Here is a 15,597-nt window from a genome sequence, read left to right as displayed (position 1 = left end):
TAAAATGAACATGGAGAAAGGATGATTCGTTCAGGTACCTGCATGATGATTGGCAGTTTGTTTTTGACGCTTTCATTAACTACCCTGGCCTCAACACCGCCAGCGTTTGACCCGCGCGATCCCGCTATCTGGGAAGAGAAACCGGACAACCCGTTAGCGCAATCCGACTCGCCCTGCGAAGTATTTACCAGCTCGGTATGCCCAGGCTGGGATGATGATAAATCGGATATCCAACGTGAACGTGAGCGGCGAGAGCAGCAGCGTTTACAGAATGAATATGAGCGACGCTGGCGTCGGGATTAATCTTCCTTGCTGGAGCAGCAGATAACGCCATCCAGGCCGGAGAAGGTATAGCGATATCCGGCTTTGTTGTGCACCACCCCGCATTTTCCTGTCACTACGCTTTCACCGCCTTGCCATCTGTTTGTCGCCTTACTATCTTTTTTTTGTAATAAAAAAGTTATTTTTCTGTCATTCGAGCATGTCATGTTACCCCCGCGAGCATAAAACGCGTGATATCGCGCATCCGGCACAACAAGAGAGATAACCGATGATATCGTTACGACATACAGCTTTAGGACTGGCACTTAGCCTGGCATTTGCAGGTCAGGCACTGGCGGTCACCACTATCCCGTTCTGGCACTCAATGGAAGGCGAACTGGGTAAAGAAGTTGATTCACTGGCGCAACGTTTTAATGCAGCCAATCCCGACTACAAAATTGTTCCGCAGTACAAAGGCAACTACGAGCAGAGCCTGAGTGCAGGAATTGCCGCTTTCCGTACCGGAAACGCGCCTGCGCTGCTGCAGGTTTATGAAGTGGGCACGGCAACCATGATGGCCTCAAAAGCCATTAAACCGGTCTATGAAGTATTCAAAGAGGCTGGCATTAACTTCGATGAGTCTCAGTTCGTACCGACGGTTTCCGGTTACTACACCGACTCTAAAAGCGGACACTTGCTCTCCCAGCCGTTTAACAGCTCCACTCCGGTGCTGTACTACAACAAAGATGCCTTCAAAAAAGCCGGTTTAGACCCTGAGCAGCCGCCGAAAACCTGGCAGGATCTGGCGGAGTACACCGCGAAGCTGAAAGCTGCAGGAATGAAGTGCGGTTACGCCAGCGGCTGGCAGGGATGGATTCAGATTGAAAACTTCAGCGCCTGGAACGGTCTGCCGGTAGCAACCAAAAACAATGGCTTTGACGGTACTGACGCGGTGCTGGAGTTCAATAAACCGGAACAGGTGAAACATATCGCTCTGCTGGAAGAGCTGAACAAAAAAGGTGATTTCAGCTACTTCGGGCGTAAGGACGAATCCACTGAGAAGTTCTACAACGGGGATTGTGCCATTACCACCGCCTCTTCCGGTTCGCTGGCCGACATCCGCCACTACGCTAAATTCAATTATGGCGTCGGGATGATGCCGTACGATGCCGATGTGAAGGGCGCGCCGCAGAATGCGATTATCGGTGGGGCCAGCCTGTGGGTGATGCAGGGTAAAGACAAAGCAACCTACGAAGGCGTGGCGCAGTTCCTCAACTTCCTGGCGAAGCCTGAAATTGCTGCCGAATGGCACCAGAAGACCGGCTATCTGCCGATCACCACCGCTGCCTACGACCTGACCCGTGAGCAGGGCTTCTATGAGAAGAACCCTGGGGCTGATATTGCCACCCGCCAGATGCTGAACAAGCCGCCGTTGCCGTTCACCAAAGGGCTGCGTTTGGGCAATATGCCGCAGATCCGCACTATTGTGGATGAAGAGCTGGAAAGCGTCTGGACCGGGAAGAAAACCCCGCAGCAGGCACTGGATGCCGCCGTTGAGCGTGGCAATCAGTTACTGCGCCGCTTTGAGCAATCGACCAAGTCTTAAGTGTATAAGTGCCTGATGGCGCTGCGCTTATCAGGCCTACAAGTTCGTAGTTTGTAGGCCGGATAAGGTGCTTGCACCGCCATCCGGCACCTTCCAGGAAAAGAACCTACATGTCTTCATCCCGTCCGGTATTCCGCTCGCGTTGGCTTCCCTATTTGTTGGTGGCTCCGCAGCTGGTTATCACCGTTATTTTCTTTATCTGGCCCGCCGGTGAAGCGCTGTGGTACTCGCTACAATCCGTTGATCCGTTTGGTCTTTCTAGCCAGTTTGTCGGACTGGAAAACTTTGTCGCGCTGTTTCATGACCCGTACTACCTCGACTCATTCTGGACCACCATTAAGTTCAGTACGTTAGTCACGGTAAGCGGTCTGCTGGTGTCGTTATTTTTTGCGGCGCTGGTGAATTACGTGGTGCGCGGCAGCCGTTTTTACCAGACGCTGATGCTGTTGCCCTATGCCGTCGCGCCTGCCGTCGCCGCCGTATTGTGGATCTTCCTGTTTAATCCAGGTCGCGGGCTGATTACCCATTTTCTCGGTGAGTTTGGCTATGACTGGAACCATGCGCAAAACAGCGGTCAGGCAATGTTTCTGGTGGTGTTCGCGTCGGTCTGGAAGCAGATTAGTTACAACTTCCTGTTCTTCTTTGCCGCACTGCAGTCTATCCCGCGGTCACTGATCGAAGCTGCTGCGATTGATGGCGCAGGGCCGGTTCGCCGCTTCTTTAAGCTGGCGCTGCCGCTGATAGCCCCGGTCAGCTTCTTTCTGCTGGTGGTGAATCTGGTTTATGCCTTCTTTGATACCTTCCCGGTGATCGATGCCGCCACGGCGGGTGGACCGGTACAGGCGACCACGACGTTGATTTATAAGATCTATCGCGAAGGCTTTGTTGGGCTGGATCTCTCCGCCTCGGCCGCGCAATCGGTGGTGCTGATGTTCCTGGTCATTATTTTGACGGTGGTGCAGTTCCGCTATGTGGAAAGTAAGGTGCGTTACCAATGATTGAGAACCGTCGTGGGCTGACAATATTCAGCCATGCCATGTTGATTATGGGGATTATGGTGATCCTGTTTCCGCTGTACGTCGCGTTTGTCGCGGCGACGCTGGACAATAAAGCGGTGTTTGAAACGCCGATGACGCTGGTTCCCGGCACGCAGTTGCTGGAGAACATGAAATACATCTGGGTCAACGGTGTGGGCGTCAACAGCGCGCCGTTCTGGTTGATGATGCTTAACAGTTTCATCATGGCGTTCAGTATTACTGTAGGGAAAATCACCGTCTCCATGCTCTCCGCATTCGCCATCGTCTGGTTCCGTTTTCCGCTGCGCAACCTGTTCTTCTGGATGATTTTTATCACCCTGATGCTGCCGGTTGAGGTGCGAATCTTCCCCACTGTGGAGGTTATCGCCAACCTGAAAATGCTCGACAGCTATGCGGGTTTGACGCTGCCGTTGATGGCATCGGCTACGGCGACCTTCCTGTTCCGACAGTTCTTTATGACCCTGCCGGATGAGCTGGTTGAGGCGGCGCGAATTGACGGTGCGTCACCGATGCGTTTTTTCCGCGATATCGTGCTACCGCTGTCAAAAACCAATCTGGCGGCGCTGTTCGTGATCACCTTTATCTACGGCTGGAACCAGTATTTGTGGCCGTTGTTAATTATTACCGATGTCAACCTGGGCACTGCGGTAGCGGGCATCAAAGGCATGATCGCTACCGGCGAAGGTACCACCCAATGGAATCAGGTGATGGCAGCCATGCTGCTGACGCTCATCCCTCCGGTAATCATCGTGTTAGCCATGCAGCGCGCGTTTGTGCGTGGTTTAGTGGACAGTGAGAAATAAAATGGCAGGACTCAAACTACAAGCAGTAACCAAAAGCTGGGACGGCAAAACCCAGGTAATTAAACCGCTGACGCTGGACGTCGCGGACGGGGAATTTATCGTGATGGTTGGGCCATCCGGCTGCGGAAAGTCTACGCTGCTGCGGATGGTAGCCGGGCTGGAGCGGGTAAGCGGTGGCGATATCTGGATTGATAATAAACGCGTTACCGAGATGGAGCCGAAGGATCGCGGCATAGCGATGGTCTTTCAAAACTACGCGCTCTACCCGCATATGAGCGTGGAAGAAAACATGGCCTGGGGGCTGAAAATCCGCGGGATGGGCAAGGAACACATTGCTGAGCGGGTAAATGAGGCGGCGCGTATTCTCGAGCTAGGTGAGCTGCTCAAACGTCGTCCGCGCGAACTTTCTGGCGGTCAGCGCCAGCGCGTAGCGATGGGGCGAGCGATTGTGCGCGACCCAGCGGTATTCCTGTTCGATGAGCCGCTTTCTAACCTCGATGCCAAGCTGCGCGTGCAGATGCGTCTGGAGTTACAACATCTGCATCGCCGCCTGAAAACCACTTCGCTATACGTGACGCACGACCAGGTTGAAGCGATGACCCTCGCCCAACGGGTGATGGTGATGAACAAAGGCATTGCCGAGCAGGTAGGTACGCCGGTTGAGGTGTATGAAAAACCTGCCAGCCGCTTTGTGGCGAGTTTTATCGGCAGCCCGGCAATGAACCTGCTGGACGGGTGCATCAGTACCTCGGGCACCCATTTTGAACTGGAGGGTGGCATGACGCTACCCATCGGCAGAAGCGCGAGAGAGGCTATTGGGCGTAACATGACATTGGGTATCCGCCCAGAGCATATTGCGCTAAGCTCGCAGGCCGAAGGCGGCGTGCCGTTGGTCGTTGACACCCTGGAAATGCTGGGCGCAGATAACCTGGCACACGGACGCTGGGGTGAGCAAAAGCTGGTGGTGCGACTGGCGCATCAGCATCGCCCGACGGCAGGCAGCACGCTGTGGCTGCATCTGCCAGAAAATCATCTGCATCTTTTTGATGGCGAAACAGGACAACGCGTATGAGTAACTGGCCTTACCCCCATATTGTCGCCCATCGTGGCGGCGGTAAGCTGGCCCCGGAAAACACCTTGGCGGCGATCGACGTGGGGGCGCGATACGGGCATACCATGATCGAGTTTGACGCTAAATTGTCGAAAGACGGTGAGATCTTCTTACTGCATGACGACAACCTGGAGCGAACCAGCAACGGCTGGGGCGTGGCAGGCGAGCTGAACTGGCAGGATTTATTGCGCGTGGACGCCGGCGGCTGGTTTAGCGGTGAGTTTAAAGGTGAACCGCTGCCGCTGCTCTCGCAAGTGGCCGAGCGCTGCCGTCAGCACGGTATGATGGCGAATATTGAAATTAAACCCACAACCGGCACCGGAACGTTAACCGGCAAAGTCGTGGCGCTGGCCGCGCGGAAACTGTGGGCGGGAATGACACCGCCACTATTGTCATCCTTTGAAATTGATGCACTTGAAGCGGCGCAGCAGGCGGTACCTGAACTGCCGAGAGGCTTGCTGCTTGATGAATGGCGCGAGGACTGGCGCGAGCTGACCATGCGGCTTGGCTGCGTCTCTATTCATCTTAATCACAAACTGCTGGATGAAGCGCGTGTGGATGCGCTGCGCGATGCGGGGCTACGTATTCTGGTATATACCGTCAACCGACCCCAGCGCGCGGCGGAACTGCTGCGCTGGGGAGTGGACTGCATCTGTACCGATGCCATTGATACGATTGGTCCGGATTTCCAACCTTTTTAAGGCCCAATCGTTTTTAACGGAACGTTAGGCTGCGGCGTGCTGGAGGGCTTCAGCATGTCGCCATTCTTTTTCTCCGACAGCATATGTTGCTTATTCAGAGAGCTGTCCGGGTTACGGGTTCCACTCAACATCCCACCGTTGCTGTTGGGCAGCATTTGCTGCTGACCGGAATTCAGCTCGCCTGGCTGAGACTGAAGGACCCGCTGTGAGTTGGTGTTAATTTGGTTTTCCAGATGCTGTTGCTGCATACGCGTCTGGGTTTGCAACTGTTGGTTGAGCATCCCTTTCTGCTGAATTTGCTGCGTTTGCATTTGGGTTTGCATACGCTGCTGACTCGGGATCTGATAACCGGGTTGGTTCGGGTTATTCATGGTGTTGATGGGCTGTGTAAAGCCTGCAAACGGCAACAGCATGGCTAAAAGTAAGAGTCGTTTCATCGCTTTTCTCCTCTCGGGGATCTCTTAAGTTTACTCCTTTCTCGCCGTTACGATGATTATTTCAGAGTTATGCACCAGGCTTAGTGGGGGCCGACCCCTATACATCTGGAGAATAACGATGATAAAACCGACGTTTTTACGCCGGGTAGCCATTGCTGCTCTGCTCTCAGGAAGTTGTTTTAGCGTTGCTGCCGCGCCGGCTGCGCCACCGCCGGTATCTTACGGAGTCGAGGAAGATGTGTTCCATCCCGTACGCGCTAAGCAAGGGATGGTGGCCTCCGTGGATGCTTTAGCTACCCAGGTTGGGGTGGACATTCTTAAACAGGGCGGGAATGCCGTCGATGCCGCCGTGGCCGTTGGCTATGCGCTGGCGGTGACGCATCCCCAGGCGGGCAATCTGGGCGGCGGTGGTTTTATGCTGCTGCGTACCAAAGACGGTAACACCACAGCGATCGATTTTCGTGAAATGGCACCTGCTGGCGCGACCCGTGACATGTTCCTTGATGAGCAGGGCAACGCCGATGCGAAAAAGTCGCTGACGTCGCATCTGGCATCCGGTACGCCGGGTACCGTGGCGGGTTTCTCGCTGGCGCTGGAGAAATACGGCACGATGCCGCTAAACAAAGTGGTGCGCCCGGCGATGAAGCTGGCGGAAGAGGGCTTTGTGGTTAATGACGCGCTGGCCGACGATCTGAAAACCTATGGCAGCGAAGTGCTCCCTAATCACGAGAATAGCAAAGCCATTTTCTGGAAGGACGGCGAGCCGCTGAAAAAGGGCGACAAGCTGGTGCAAAAGAATCTGGCGAAAAGCCTGGAAATGATTGCCGAAAACGGCCCGGATGCGTTTTATAAAGGGGCGATTGCCGACCAGATTGCCGGGGAAATGCAGAAGAACGGCGGGCTGATGACCAAAGAGGATTTAGCCAGCTATAAAGCCGTGGAGCGCACGCCGATCAGCGGTGACTATCGCGGGTATCAGGTCTTCTCCATGCCGCCGCCGTCCTCTGGCGGTATTCACATCGTGCAGATCCTCAATATTCTCGAAAACTTCGATATGAAGAAGTACGGGTTTGGCAGCGCCGATGCTATGCAGGTTATGGCTGAAGCGGAGAAATATGCTTACGCCGACCGTTCAGAATATCTGGGCGACCCGGATTTTGTGAAAGTGCCGTGGCAAGCGCTGACCAACAAAGCTTATGCTAAAACGCTTGCCGATCAGATTGATATCAACAAGGCTAAGCCCTCCAGCCAGATCAAACCTGGCAAGCTCGCCCCGTATGAAAGCAACCAGACTACGCACTTCTCGGTAGTGGATAAAGACGGCAATGCCGTGGCGGTAACGTATACCCTGAATACCACCTTCGGGACCGGCATCGTGGCGGGTAACACCGGTATTCTGCTGAATAACGAAATGGATGATTTCTCCGCTAAGCCAGGCGTGCCGAACGTTTATGGACTGGTGGGCGGTGATGCTAACGCGGTTGGGCCGAAGAAGCGTCCGCTGTCATCGATGTCGCCGACTATCGTGGTAAAAGACGGGAAAACCTGGCTGGTTACCGGCAGCCCAGGTGGAAGCCGAATCATCACTACCGTACTGCAAATGGTGGTCAACAGCATTGATTTCGGGATGAACGTCGCCGAAGCGACCAACGCGCCGCGTTTCCATCATCAGTGGTTGCCGGATGAACTGCGTATCGAGAAGGGCTTTAGCCCGGATACAATCAAGCTGCTGGAGCAAAAAGGACAGAAAGTAGCGTTGAAAGAGGCGATGGGCAGCACGCAGAGCATTATGGTTGGACCGGATGGCGCACTGTATGGTGCTTCTGACCCGCGTTCCGTGGATGATTTAACGGCGGGGTACTAAGAATAATGGCCTACAGCGTTCTGAACGATGTAGGCCTGACTGGTAGGTTATGGCGCATATCGCTGCAGTGATTCGGACCAGCGGAATATTTGGCTGCTTTTATCCTGTAGGTTAACGCGCTCTAAGTCATAAAACCCGTGCGTCTTTGCCGAGCGCATTTTGAGAATGTACTTACTTTCGCTGATGTCGTGCTGCCTTGTGCCGTCTTTATTCCAGTCTCCGGCAATGTCTGAATAGTAATAAACAAGGTCAGAAAACACGTTGATTATTTTGCTGTCTTTGATGGTGTAGAGTTCCAGCACTTCATAAAATGCCCCGCCGCCGGAGTAGGCATCGGAGTATCCACCCCGTACCCCGAATGCCAGGGTATCGGGTGCTATCCGGTACGGTGCCAGATCCAGCTTTGTATAATAAGCCAGCGGTCTGACGGACTCATCATCGCTCTCTTTTTCAGCGGCTTTATTCCACTCTGAGAGCTGGTTTAACGGTCTTTCCGAGCGTGCAATAGGCGTTAGCTGTGGATTCTGCCAGGAAAAAACGCCGAGATATAATTTATTAGCGCGCCCGTTGCTGTAGTTTTCCGGGCAGGTGTAATCCGCGTATTTATTTGCTTGCTCGGCGTCAGCCTTATTATCGGCAAAACAGGCAATGCCAATATATTTACCGTCTTTTCCCCAAGATTTAGCACCAGTCAGGATCAGGTTGTCAGGATCTTCATTCGGTGCAACCCAGGCAATCCACTGCTTTTCAGATAAGCCCTGAGGAAGCTCACCAAATCCTTTCACAGGGGTTGATCCTGCCATTTGCTCAGCAAAAATCTGTTTACCTTCAGTATGTTGGATAGCACTGGGTATGGAATCGAGATTTTGTACAGTAGTGGCAAAAGCAGGGGAGAGCGAGGCCAGCAAAATCAGGGGAAGAAACTTTTTCACTATTGCGTCCTTTCAATAATCAGGGCGATATGACTCGCCCTTAAATTTATTTCACGCGCGCCATAAAGTAGGCATCAACGTACTCACCGTTGCGCAGGCCGTATTTCTTACCGGTGCCTTCGATTTCAAAGCCGTACTTCTTATAGACTGCTACCGCAGGCTCATTATCAACAAATACCGTCAGCTCAATGCGCTCGACGCGCAGCCAGTTGTCGCACATGTCGATCATCGTACGAATCAGCGCACTGGCAACGCCACGATTGTGCCACCTGGCATCCACGCAGATACCAAAATCGGCCACGTGGCTGCGGCGCGGACGCTGCGCGACCTCAATACAGAGATGCCCCACGACGATATCGTCAATGCAGGCAACCAGCTGTTTGACACCGGTTTGCTCGGTTAGCCGCGCTTGCCACATTTCGAGGGAAGGATGAGGAACCTGTAGCGTGTTGTGGTACACCTCCGGCTGGGCGTGGATCTGACGAATTGCGTCGTAATCTTTCGGTTCAGCGTGGCGTATCACTATCTCACTCATTCCTTATCTCCTGCAGGGTTAATTGTGCATTTACACTCGCTGAGAAAGAAAAATCCGTCAACTGCATTTTTTTGCAAAAAGAAGTAGACAAGTGCGAATGAGAATGATTATTATTGCTCTGCGTTCAGGGGAACCCCTACGGAGAACCTGAAAGCACGACATTGCTCACATTGCTTCCAGTATTACTTTAGCCAGCTTTTGCTGGCTTTTTTTTTGGGGGTTTTTGTTTCTGCCTGGCTTACTTGTCAATTTGTCCCCGGGGTGGGGCGACTGATGCCGGATGGCGCTTGCGCTTATCCGGCCTACAGCTGAGACCTGGGTTTTGTAGGCCGGATAAGGCAACGCCGCATCCGGCACGATGACAGGATGGATTCAGTCTCCAGCCGCTTTGCGCTATGGTGTAGACAATCACCTTCAAAAGGATCGTCTCATGACCTTACACTGCGCATTTATTGGTTTTGGTAAAAGCACCACCCGCTACCATTTGCCGTACGTCCTCAACCGCAAAAATAGCTGGCACGTCGCGCACATTTTCCGCCGCAACGCCAGGCCGGAAGAGCAGGCGTCGCAGTATTCACATATTCACTTCACCAGCGACCTCGATGAGATCTTAAACGATCCGCAGGTGAAACTGGTGATCGTCTGTACTCATGCTGACAGCCATTTTGAATACGCTAAACGCGCGCTGGAAGCGGGTAAAAATGTGCTGGTTGAGAAACCCTTTACGCCGACGCTTGCGCAAGCAAAAGATCTGTTCGAACTGGCGCGAAGCAAAGGACTGACCGTTACGCCGTATCAGAATCGCCGTTTTGACTCCTGCTTCCTCACCGCGAAAAAAGCCATTGAGAGCGGCAAGCTCGGCAAGATTGTTGAGGTTGAAAGCCATTTCGATTACTACCGTCCTGAAGCAGAAACCAAGCCGGGACTGCCGCAGGACGGCGCGTTTTATGGTCTGGGCGTACACACCATGGATCAGATTATTTCCCTTTTCGGGCGTCCTGACCATGTAGCCTATGACATTCGCAGTCTGCGCAACAAAGCGAACCCGGACGATACCTTTGAAGCGCAATTGTTTTACGGCGACCTGAAAGCCATTGTTAAAACCAGTCATCTGGTGAAAATCGACTATCCGAAGTTTATTGTCCATGGCACCAAAGGCTCGTTTGTGAAGTACGGCATCGACCAGCAGGAAACCAGCCTGAAGGCCAATATCATGCCCGGTGAACCAGGTTTCGCCGCTGACGATTCTGTTGGGGTGCTGGAGTACGTCAACGATGACGGCATCACGGTAAAAGAAGAGGTAAAGCCGGAAGTGGGGGATTACGGTCGTGTCTATGACGCGGTGTACCAGACGTTGACGGCCGGTACGCCTAATTACGTCAAGGAATCTGAAGTTCTTACCAACCTGGAGATCCTCGAACGCGCCTTTGAACAGGCAACGCCTGCCACGATAACCCTCGCCAAATAGCCTGCACAGACTCCTCTGGGATTGTTCATATTTTTTGAACAGAGGAGTCAATTTTCACCCTCTATGATCCCAGGCGGATTGAGTCCACACTTACTCCATCGAAAACATCTGGGGGTGAACACAATGATCTACTTACGCAAAGCTAACGACCGTGGCCACGCTAATCATGGCTGGCTTGATTCCTGGCATACCTTCTCTTTTGCCAACTACTATGACCCGAACTTTATGGGGTTCTCAGCACTGCGCGTGATTAACGATGACGTGATCGACGCAGGTCAGGGATTTGGTACTCACCCCCATAAAGACATGGAAATCCTGACCTACGTGCTGGAAGGCGCGGTAGAGCATCAGGACAGCATGGGCAACAAAGAGCAGGTTCCGGCCGGTGAGTTTCAGATTATGAGCGCCGGGACGGGGATCCGTCACTCGGAGTACAACCCGAGCAATACTGAGAAGCTGCATCTGTATCAGATCTGGATCATGCCGCAGGAGAACGGTATTACACCGCGCTATGAACAGCGTCGTTTCGATGCCGCTCAGGGTAAACAACTGGTGCTGTCGCCGGATGCCCGTGATGGTTCACTGAAAGTGTACCAGGATATGGAGCTGTACCGTTGGGCGCTGGTCAAAGATGAGCAGTCGGTGCATCAGATTGCCGCTGAACGCCGCGTTTGGATCCAGGTGGTAAAAGGCAATGTCACTATTAACGGCACTAAAGCGACCACCAGCGACGGTCTGGCAATCTGGGATGAGCAGGCAATTTCTATTCATGCCGACAGCGACAGTGAAGTGTTACTGTTTGACCTGCCGCCAGTCTAACGTGCTGTAACCCATTGTAGGCCGGATAAGACGCGAAAGCGTTGCCATCCGGCTTTTCATCGTTTGTCATTAATTCCATGCGTCCGTGGTAAACTGGGAAAATCTATCCCTTTTTAACGCTTCAGGACGATGAAAAAGAAAAGACCCGTACTTCAGGATGTAGCCGACCGCGTGGGCGTGACCAAAATGACGGTCAGTCGCTTTTTGCGTAACCCGGAGCAGGTCTCCGTGGCGCTGCGGGGCAAAATTGCCGCTGCACTTGATGAGCTGGGTTATATTCCCAATCGCGCCCCTGATATCCTTTCTAACGCCACCAGCCGCGCTATCGGCGTGCTGTTACCGTCTCTCACTAACCAGGTTTTTGCTGAAGTGCTACGCGGCATTGAGGCCGTCACCGACGCCCATGGTTATCAAACTATGCTCGCGCACTACGGCTATAAGCCTGAGATGGAACAAGAGCGCCTGGAATCGATGCTGTCGTGGAATATTGATGGCCTGATCCTCACCGAACGTAGCCATACGCCCCGTACGCTGAAAATGATTGAAGTTGCCGGTATCCCGGTGGTTGAGCTGATGGACAGCCAGTCTCCGTGTCTGGATATCGCCGTCGGTTTCGACAACTTCGAAGCCGCGCGTCAGATGACTGCCGCTATTATCGCCCGCGGGCACCGTCATGTAGCCTATCTTGGCGCTCGTCTTGATGAACGTACTATCATCAAACAGAGAGGCTACGAGCAGGCAATGCGCGATGCCAACCTGGTGCCGTACAGCGTGATGGTGGAACAGTCTTCTTCCTACTCCTCCGGTATTGAACTCATCCGTCAGGCGCGGCGTGAATACCCGCAGCTCGACGGCGTTTTCTGTACCAACGATGACCTGGCGGTAGGGGCGGCCTTCGAATGCCAGCGTTTAGGGCTGAAAATCCCGGATGACATGGCGATTGCCGGATTCCACGGTCACGACATCGGGCAGGTGATGGAGCCGCGTCTGGCGAGTGTACTCACGCCACGTGAACGGATGGGCAGCATTGGCGCAGAACGCCTGCTGGCGCGCATTCGTGGTGAAGCAGTCACGCCTAAAATGTTAGATTTAGGTTTCACCTTGTCACCGGGCGGATCTATTTAAGCCAACAAGTTTGAAGTAGCTCACACTTATACACTTCGAGCACGAATGGATATTGCTTCTCTATTTATCCGGCTGGACAATGTTACCGATAACAGTTACCCGTAACAATTTCCTGATTCTTGTACCAGTGGGGGCAACGCTTTGAGCACGACTAATCATGATCACCACGTTTACGTTCTGATGGGCGTATCGGGCAGCGGTAAATCTGCTGTCGCCAGCGAAGTGGCGCATCAACTGCAGGCCGCGTTTCTTGATGGCGATTTTCTCCATCCGCGCAGCAACATCATGAAAATGGCTTCCGGTGAGCCACTCAACGATGACGACCGTAAACCGTGGCTACAGGCGCTGAATGACGCCGCTTTTGCGATGCAGCGTACCAACAAGGTTTCGCTGATCGTCTGTTCTGCCTTGAAAAAAGTCTACCGCGACCAGTTGCGCGACGGTAACCCGAACCTCTCTTTCATTTATCTGAAAGGGGATTTTGACGTTATCGAAAGCCGTCTGAAGGCGCGTAAAGGCCACTTCTTCAAAACGCAGATGCTGGTTACCCAGTTTGAAGCGCTGGAAGAACCGGGTGCGAATGAAAACGATGTACTGGTGGTCGATATCGATCAACCACTGGACGGTGTGGTCGCCAGCACCATTGAGGTTATTAACCAAGGCAGTAAGTAGTGAGCACATTAACGCTTGTTTTAACAGCAGTAGGGTCCGTTTTATTACTGCTGTTTTTAGTGATGAAGGCGCGTATGCACGCCTTCGTTGCTTTGATGGTGGTATCCATTGGTGCAGGTCTCTTTTCCGGTATGCCGCTCGATAAAATCGCGGCGACCATGGAAAAAGGGATGGGAGGCACGCTCGGTTTCCTGGCGATTGTGGTGGCGCTGGGGGCGATGTTCGGCAAGATTTTGCATGAGACCGGCGCGGTCGATCAGATTGCCGTCAAAATGCTGAAATCCTTCGGTCACAGCCGCGCACATTACGCGATTGGCCTGGCCGGTCTGATTTGCGCGCTGCCGCTGTTCTTTGAGGTGGCGATTGTGCTGCTGATTAGCGTAGCGTTCTCAATGGCGCGCCATACCGGTACTAACCTGGTTAAGTTGGTCATTCCGCTGTTTGCGGGCGTGGCGGCTGCCGCAGCGTTCCTGCTGCCGGGGCCTGCGCCGATGCTGCTGGCCTCTCAGATGCACGCCGACTTTGGCTGGATGATCCTGATTGGCCTGTGCGCCGCGATCCCGGGCATGATTATCGCCGGGCCGCTGTGGGGTAACTTCATCAGCCGTTACGTTGAGCTGCACGTACCGGAAGACATTACCGAGCCGCATCTGGGCGAAGGCAAAATGCCCTCCTTTGGCTTCAGCTTATCGCTGATCCTGCTGCCGCTGGTGCTGGTTGGCCTGAAAACCATCGCCGCACGCTTTGTTCCGGTCGGTTCTTCAACCTACGAATGGTTCGAGTTTATCGGTCATCCGTTTACCGCGATTCTGGTTGCCTGTCTGGTGGCGATTTACGGTCTGGCGGTACGCCAGGGCATGCCAAAAGACCGCGTGATGGAAATCTGCGGCCATGCACTGCAGCCAGCGGGGATTATTCTGCTGGTGATTGGTGCTGGCGGCGTGTTCAAACAGGTACTGGTAGATTCCGGCGTTGGTCCTGCACTGGGCGAAGCGTTAACCGGTATGGGCTTGCCGATCGCTATCACCTGCTTCGTGCTGGCGGCGGCGGTGCGTATCATTCAGGGATCCGCGACAGTGGCCTGCTTAACGGCGGTCGGTCTGGTGATGCCGGTGATTGAGCAACTGAACTACTCCGGTGCCCAGATGGCGGCGCTGTCTATCTGTATCGCGGGCGGCTCTATCGTGGTCAGCCACGTTAACGACGCTGGTTTTTGGTTGTTCGGTAAATTTACCGGCGCGACTGAAGCGCAAACGCTGAAGACCTGGACGATGATGGAAACCATCCTCGGTACGGTCGGCGCGATTGTCGGTATGATTGCTTTCCAGCTGTTGAGCTGATGGCATTGCCCGGTGGCGCTAGCGCTTACCGGGCCTGGAAACGAGCACATATCGACACCGTAGGCCGGGTAAGGCGAAGCCGCCACCCGGCTTTTTTACAGCACCATCACCCCATCCTCGGTTTTCAACCAACGCGGCGCTTTTAGCGTATCGGCGAAATAGCCCACTAAATCCTGCAGTAAATCACCCGCCACGCGTTCCATCTTTTACTCATCAGTAAATGCGTCAAAAGCTGGCAGTAACGCCCCATCTGATCTGGTTCGGGTTCAAAGAGGGGAGAGCGGGTTGGTAAGGTTTCTACCGTCAGGCTGGCCTGCAGATGCTGCGGTACAGGTTCCGTTAAGGTTGGTTGCAGTAGTGCCAGACAGGCCGACAGGCGCGCACAAATCGCCAGTTTTTCAACAGGGTCATGACATTCAACAAGCCCTTCGACAAAACGCTCACAGTTATCCGCCAGTTCGGTGAAGTCCGTGGCATGGCTAAAGGGCAGGGTAAATAAAGAGTATGAAAAGAGAGGGGTAGTAGCCATAGGGCAGCCTCCAATGAGTGATTTTCATCCACCACTGGAGAGGCTAATCTCACTGGAGGTGGAGCCGAACAGGGTTAGCCTTACCGGCCTCATCGGATACCGGCGCGTCTTGCGACGCCCCCGCCCGGTCCACCATTGGAGTGTACCTAAGCGTGCGACACAAAAATACTTGCGTCACCGATGAAGGAGTTCAGAAGGCTAATTCTGGCACCTGATTTTGCAGGTGCAGCGAGAAGATAATGCTTATCCGTGATGCTGACAAGAGGGCATTTCGGAAGGCGCTTCGCAGAAATGAAAATACGCTTTTTCAGAGACTTAAATGATTGAGGTGTTTCTCACAAACACATTCACGGCGCT

Annotated in this window: 15 protein-coding genes and 2 pseudogenes; 12 read left to right on the top strand and 5 right to left on the bottom strand. The window is 53.6% G+C overall.

From position 1 onward, the window contains the following. Window positions 1–21 precede the first annotated feature (21 nt). The 6 genes from OGX86_RS13520 (at window position 22) to ugpQ (ending at window position 5,519) form a co-directional block, all read left to right on the top strand. Window positions 22–303 (top strand): hypothetical protein, encoded by a 282-nt coding sequence (locus OGX86_RS13520; protein WP_048215382.1) that lies wholly within the window; start codon window positions 22–24, stop codon window positions 301–303. Between the two features lie 247 nt (window positions 304–550). Further along, the gene (gene ugpB / locus OGX86_RS13515; protein ID WP_003827583.1) at window positions 551–1,867 is read left to right on the top strand and encodes a sn-glycerol-3-phosphate ABC transporter substrate-binding protein UgpB; all 1,317 of its coding nucleotides are present in this window, start codon (window positions 551–553) and stop codon (window positions 1,865–1,867) included. Between the two features lie 110 nt (window positions 1,868–1,977). Further along, a complete protein-coding gene (gene ugpA / locus OGX86_RS13510; RefSeq protein WP_048215384.1) occupies window positions 1,978–2,865 on the top strand; it encodes a sn-glycerol-3-phosphate ABC transporter permease UgpA in 888 nt (295 codons plus the stop codon). After that, window positions 2,862–3,707 (top strand): sn-glycerol-3-phosphate ABC transporter permease UgpE, encoded by an 846-nt coding sequence (gene ugpE / locus OGX86_RS13505; RefSeq protein WP_003023450.1) that lies wholly within the window; start codon window positions 2,862–2,864, stop codon window positions 3,705–3,707. The genes ugpA and ugpE overlap by 4 nt, the downstream gene beginning before the upstream one ends. A 1-nt stretch (window position 3,708) precedes the next feature. Then, a complete protein-coding gene (locus OGX86_RS13500) occupies window positions 3,709–4,779 on the top strand; it encodes a sn-glycerol-3-phosphate import ATP-binding protein UgpC (RefSeq protein WP_048227423.1) in 1,071 nt (356 codons plus the stop codon). Next, window positions 4,776–5,519 (top strand): glycerophosphodiester phosphodiesterase, encoded by a 744-nt coding sequence (gene ugpQ / locus OGX86_RS13495; RefSeq protein ID WP_136391397.1) that lies wholly within the window; start codon window positions 4,776–4,778, stop codon window positions 5,517–5,519. Before OGX86_RS13500 ends, ugpQ begins: the two co-directional genes overlap by 4 nt. Here ugpQ and OGX86_RS13490 read toward each other — a convergent pair. Then, entirely contained in the window at window positions 5,516–5,956 is a 441-nt protein-coding gene (locus OGX86_RS13490; RefSeq protein WP_136391398.1) for a DUF2756 family protein, read from the bottom strand. The genes ugpQ and OGX86_RS13490 overlap by 4 nt on opposite strands. A gap of 118 nt (window positions 5,957–6,074) precedes the next feature. On the opposite strand from OGX86_RS13490, the gene ggt reads away from it, so the two are divergent. Next, a complete protein-coding gene (gene ggt / locus OGX86_RS13485) occupies window positions 6,075–7,820 on the top strand; it encodes a gamma-glutamyltransferase (RefSeq protein WP_003827593.1) in 1,746 nt (581 codons plus the stop codon). Window positions 7,821–7,867: 47 nt separating this feature from the next. On the opposite strand, the gene OGX86_RS13480 is transcribed toward ggt, so the two are convergent. Next, complete coding sequence (locus OGX86_RS13480; RefSeq protein ID WP_286640213.1) at window positions 7,868–8,752, bottom strand: hypothetical protein; 885 nt, start codon at window positions 8,750–8,752, stop codon at window positions 7,868–7,870. Between the two features lie 46 nt (window positions 8,753–8,798). After that, window positions 8,799–9,287, bottom strand: a complete 489-nt coding sequence (gene yhhY / locus OGX86_RS13475; RefSeq protein ID WP_048227420.1) for an N-acetyltransferase — start codon at window positions 9,285–9,287, stop codon at window positions 8,799–8,801. Window positions 9,288–9,717: 430 nt separating this feature from the next. Between yhhY and OGX86_RS13470 the strand changes: the two genes are divergently transcribed. The 5 genes from OGX86_RS13470 (at window position 9,718) to gntU (ending at window position 14,711) form a co-directional block, all read left to right on the top strand. After that, on the top strand, window positions 9,718–10,755 hold the full coding sequence (locus tag OGX86_RS13470; RefSeq protein ID WP_286640212.1) for an oxidoreductase: 1,038 nt from the start codon (window positions 9,718–9,720) through the stop codon (window positions 10,753–10,755). 123 nt (window positions 10,756–10,878) lie between these two features. After that, window positions 10,879–11,574 carry a quercetin 2,3-dioxygenase gene (gene yhhW / locus OGX86_RS13465; RefSeq protein WP_003023472.1) on the top strand — a complete coding sequence of 232 codons (696 nt, stop codon included), beginning with the start codon at window positions 10,879–10,881 and terminating at the stop codon, window positions 11,572–11,574. Window positions 11,575–11,703: 129 nt separating this feature from the next. Then, on the top strand, window positions 11,704–12,699 hold the full coding sequence (gene gntR, locus OGX86_RS13460; protein WP_008786351.1) for a gluconate operon transcriptional repressor GntR: 996 nt from the start codon (window positions 11,704–11,706) through the stop codon (window positions 12,697–12,699). A gap of 141 nt (window positions 12,700–12,840) precedes the next feature. Further along, the gene (gene gntK / locus OGX86_RS13455) at window positions 12,841–13,371 is read left to right on the top strand and encodes a gluconokinase (protein ID WP_003023475.1); all 531 of its coding nucleotides are present in this window, start codon (window positions 12,841–12,843) and stop codon (window positions 13,369–13,371) included. After that, entirely contained in the window at window positions 13,371–14,711 is a 1,341-nt protein-coding gene (gene gntU / locus OGX86_RS13450; RefSeq protein ID WP_003827609.1) for a gluconate transporter, read from the top strand. The genes gntK and gntU overlap by 1 nt, the downstream gene beginning before the upstream one ends. On the opposite strand, the pseudogene OGX86_RS13445 reads toward gntU, so the two are convergent. Together OGX86_RS13445 and OGX86_RS13440 are read right to left on the bottom strand one after the other, a co-directional pair. Beyond that, a pseudogene (locus tag OGX86_RS13445) lies at window positions 14,634–14,813 on the bottom strand (MarC family protein); the annotation flags it as partial. The gene gntU and the pseudogene OGX86_RS13445 sit on opposite strands and share 78 nt — an antisense overlap. Further along, window positions 14,807–15,240: pseudogene (locus tag OGX86_RS13440) on the bottom strand (hypothetical protein). The pseudogenes OGX86_RS13445 and OGX86_RS13440, both read right to left, overlap by 7 nt. Window positions 15,241–15,597 lie beyond the last annotated feature (357 nt).

Source organism: Citrobacter sp. Cpo040 (assembly GCF_030332915.1).
Taxonomy (GTDB): domain Bacteria; phylum Pseudomonadota; class Gammaproteobacteria; order Enterobacterales; family Enterobacteriaceae; genus Citrobacter; species Citrobacter portucalensis.
Note: the sequence above shows the minus strand (reverse complement) of the source record. Positions and strands in the feature narration are given on the sequence as shown.

What these genes read in the sequence shown, in the direction of transcription:
- yhhY (WP_048227420.1), bottom strand. Translation starts at nt 9,287, where the DNA reads ATGAGTGAGATAGTGATACGCCACGCTGAACCGAAAGATTACGACGCA.
- OGX86_RS13470 (WP_286640212.1), top strand. Translation starts at nt 9,718, where the DNA reads ATGACCTTACACTGCGCATTTATTGGTTTTGGTAAAAGCACCACCCGC.
- OGX86_RS13490 (WP_136391398.1), bottom strand. Translation starts at nt 5,956, where the DNA reads ATGAAACGACTCTTACTTTTAGCCATGCTGTTGCCGTTTGCAGGCTTT.
- ggt (WP_003827593.1), top strand. Translation starts at nt 6,075, where the DNA reads ATGATAAAACCGACGTTTTTACGCCGGGTAGCCATTGCTGCTCTGCTC.
- OGX86_RS13520 (WP_048215382.1), top strand. Translation starts at nt 22, where the DNA reads ATGATTCGTTCAGGTACCTGCATGATGATTGGCAGTTTGTTTTTGACG.
- gntR (WP_008786351.1), top strand. Translation starts at nt 11,704, where the DNA reads ATGAAAAAGAAAAGACCCGTACTTCAGGATGTAGCCGACCGCGTGGGC.
- OGX86_RS13500 (WP_048227423.1), top strand. Translation starts at nt 3,709, where the DNA reads ATGGCAGGACTCAAACTACAAGCAGTAACCAAAAGCTGGGACGGCAAA.
- yhhW (WP_003023472.1), top strand. Translation starts at nt 10,879, where the DNA reads ATGATCTACTTACGCAAAGCTAACGACCGTGGCCACGCTAATCATGGC.
- ugpQ (WP_136391397.1), top strand. Translation starts at nt 4,776, where the DNA reads ATGAGTAACTGGCCTTACCCCCATATTGTCGCCCATCGTGGCGGCGGT.
- ugpA (WP_048215384.1), top strand. Translation starts at nt 1,978, where the DNA reads ATGTCTTCATCCCGTCCGGTATTCCGCTCGCGTTGGCTTCCCTATTTG.
- ugpB (WP_003827583.1), top strand. Translation starts at nt 551, where the DNA reads ATGATATCGTTACGACATACAGCTTTAGGACTGGCACTTAGCCTGGCA.
- ugpE (WP_003023450.1), top strand. Translation starts at nt 2,862, where the DNA reads ATGATTGAGAACCGTCGTGGGCTGACAATATTCAGCCATGCCATGTTG.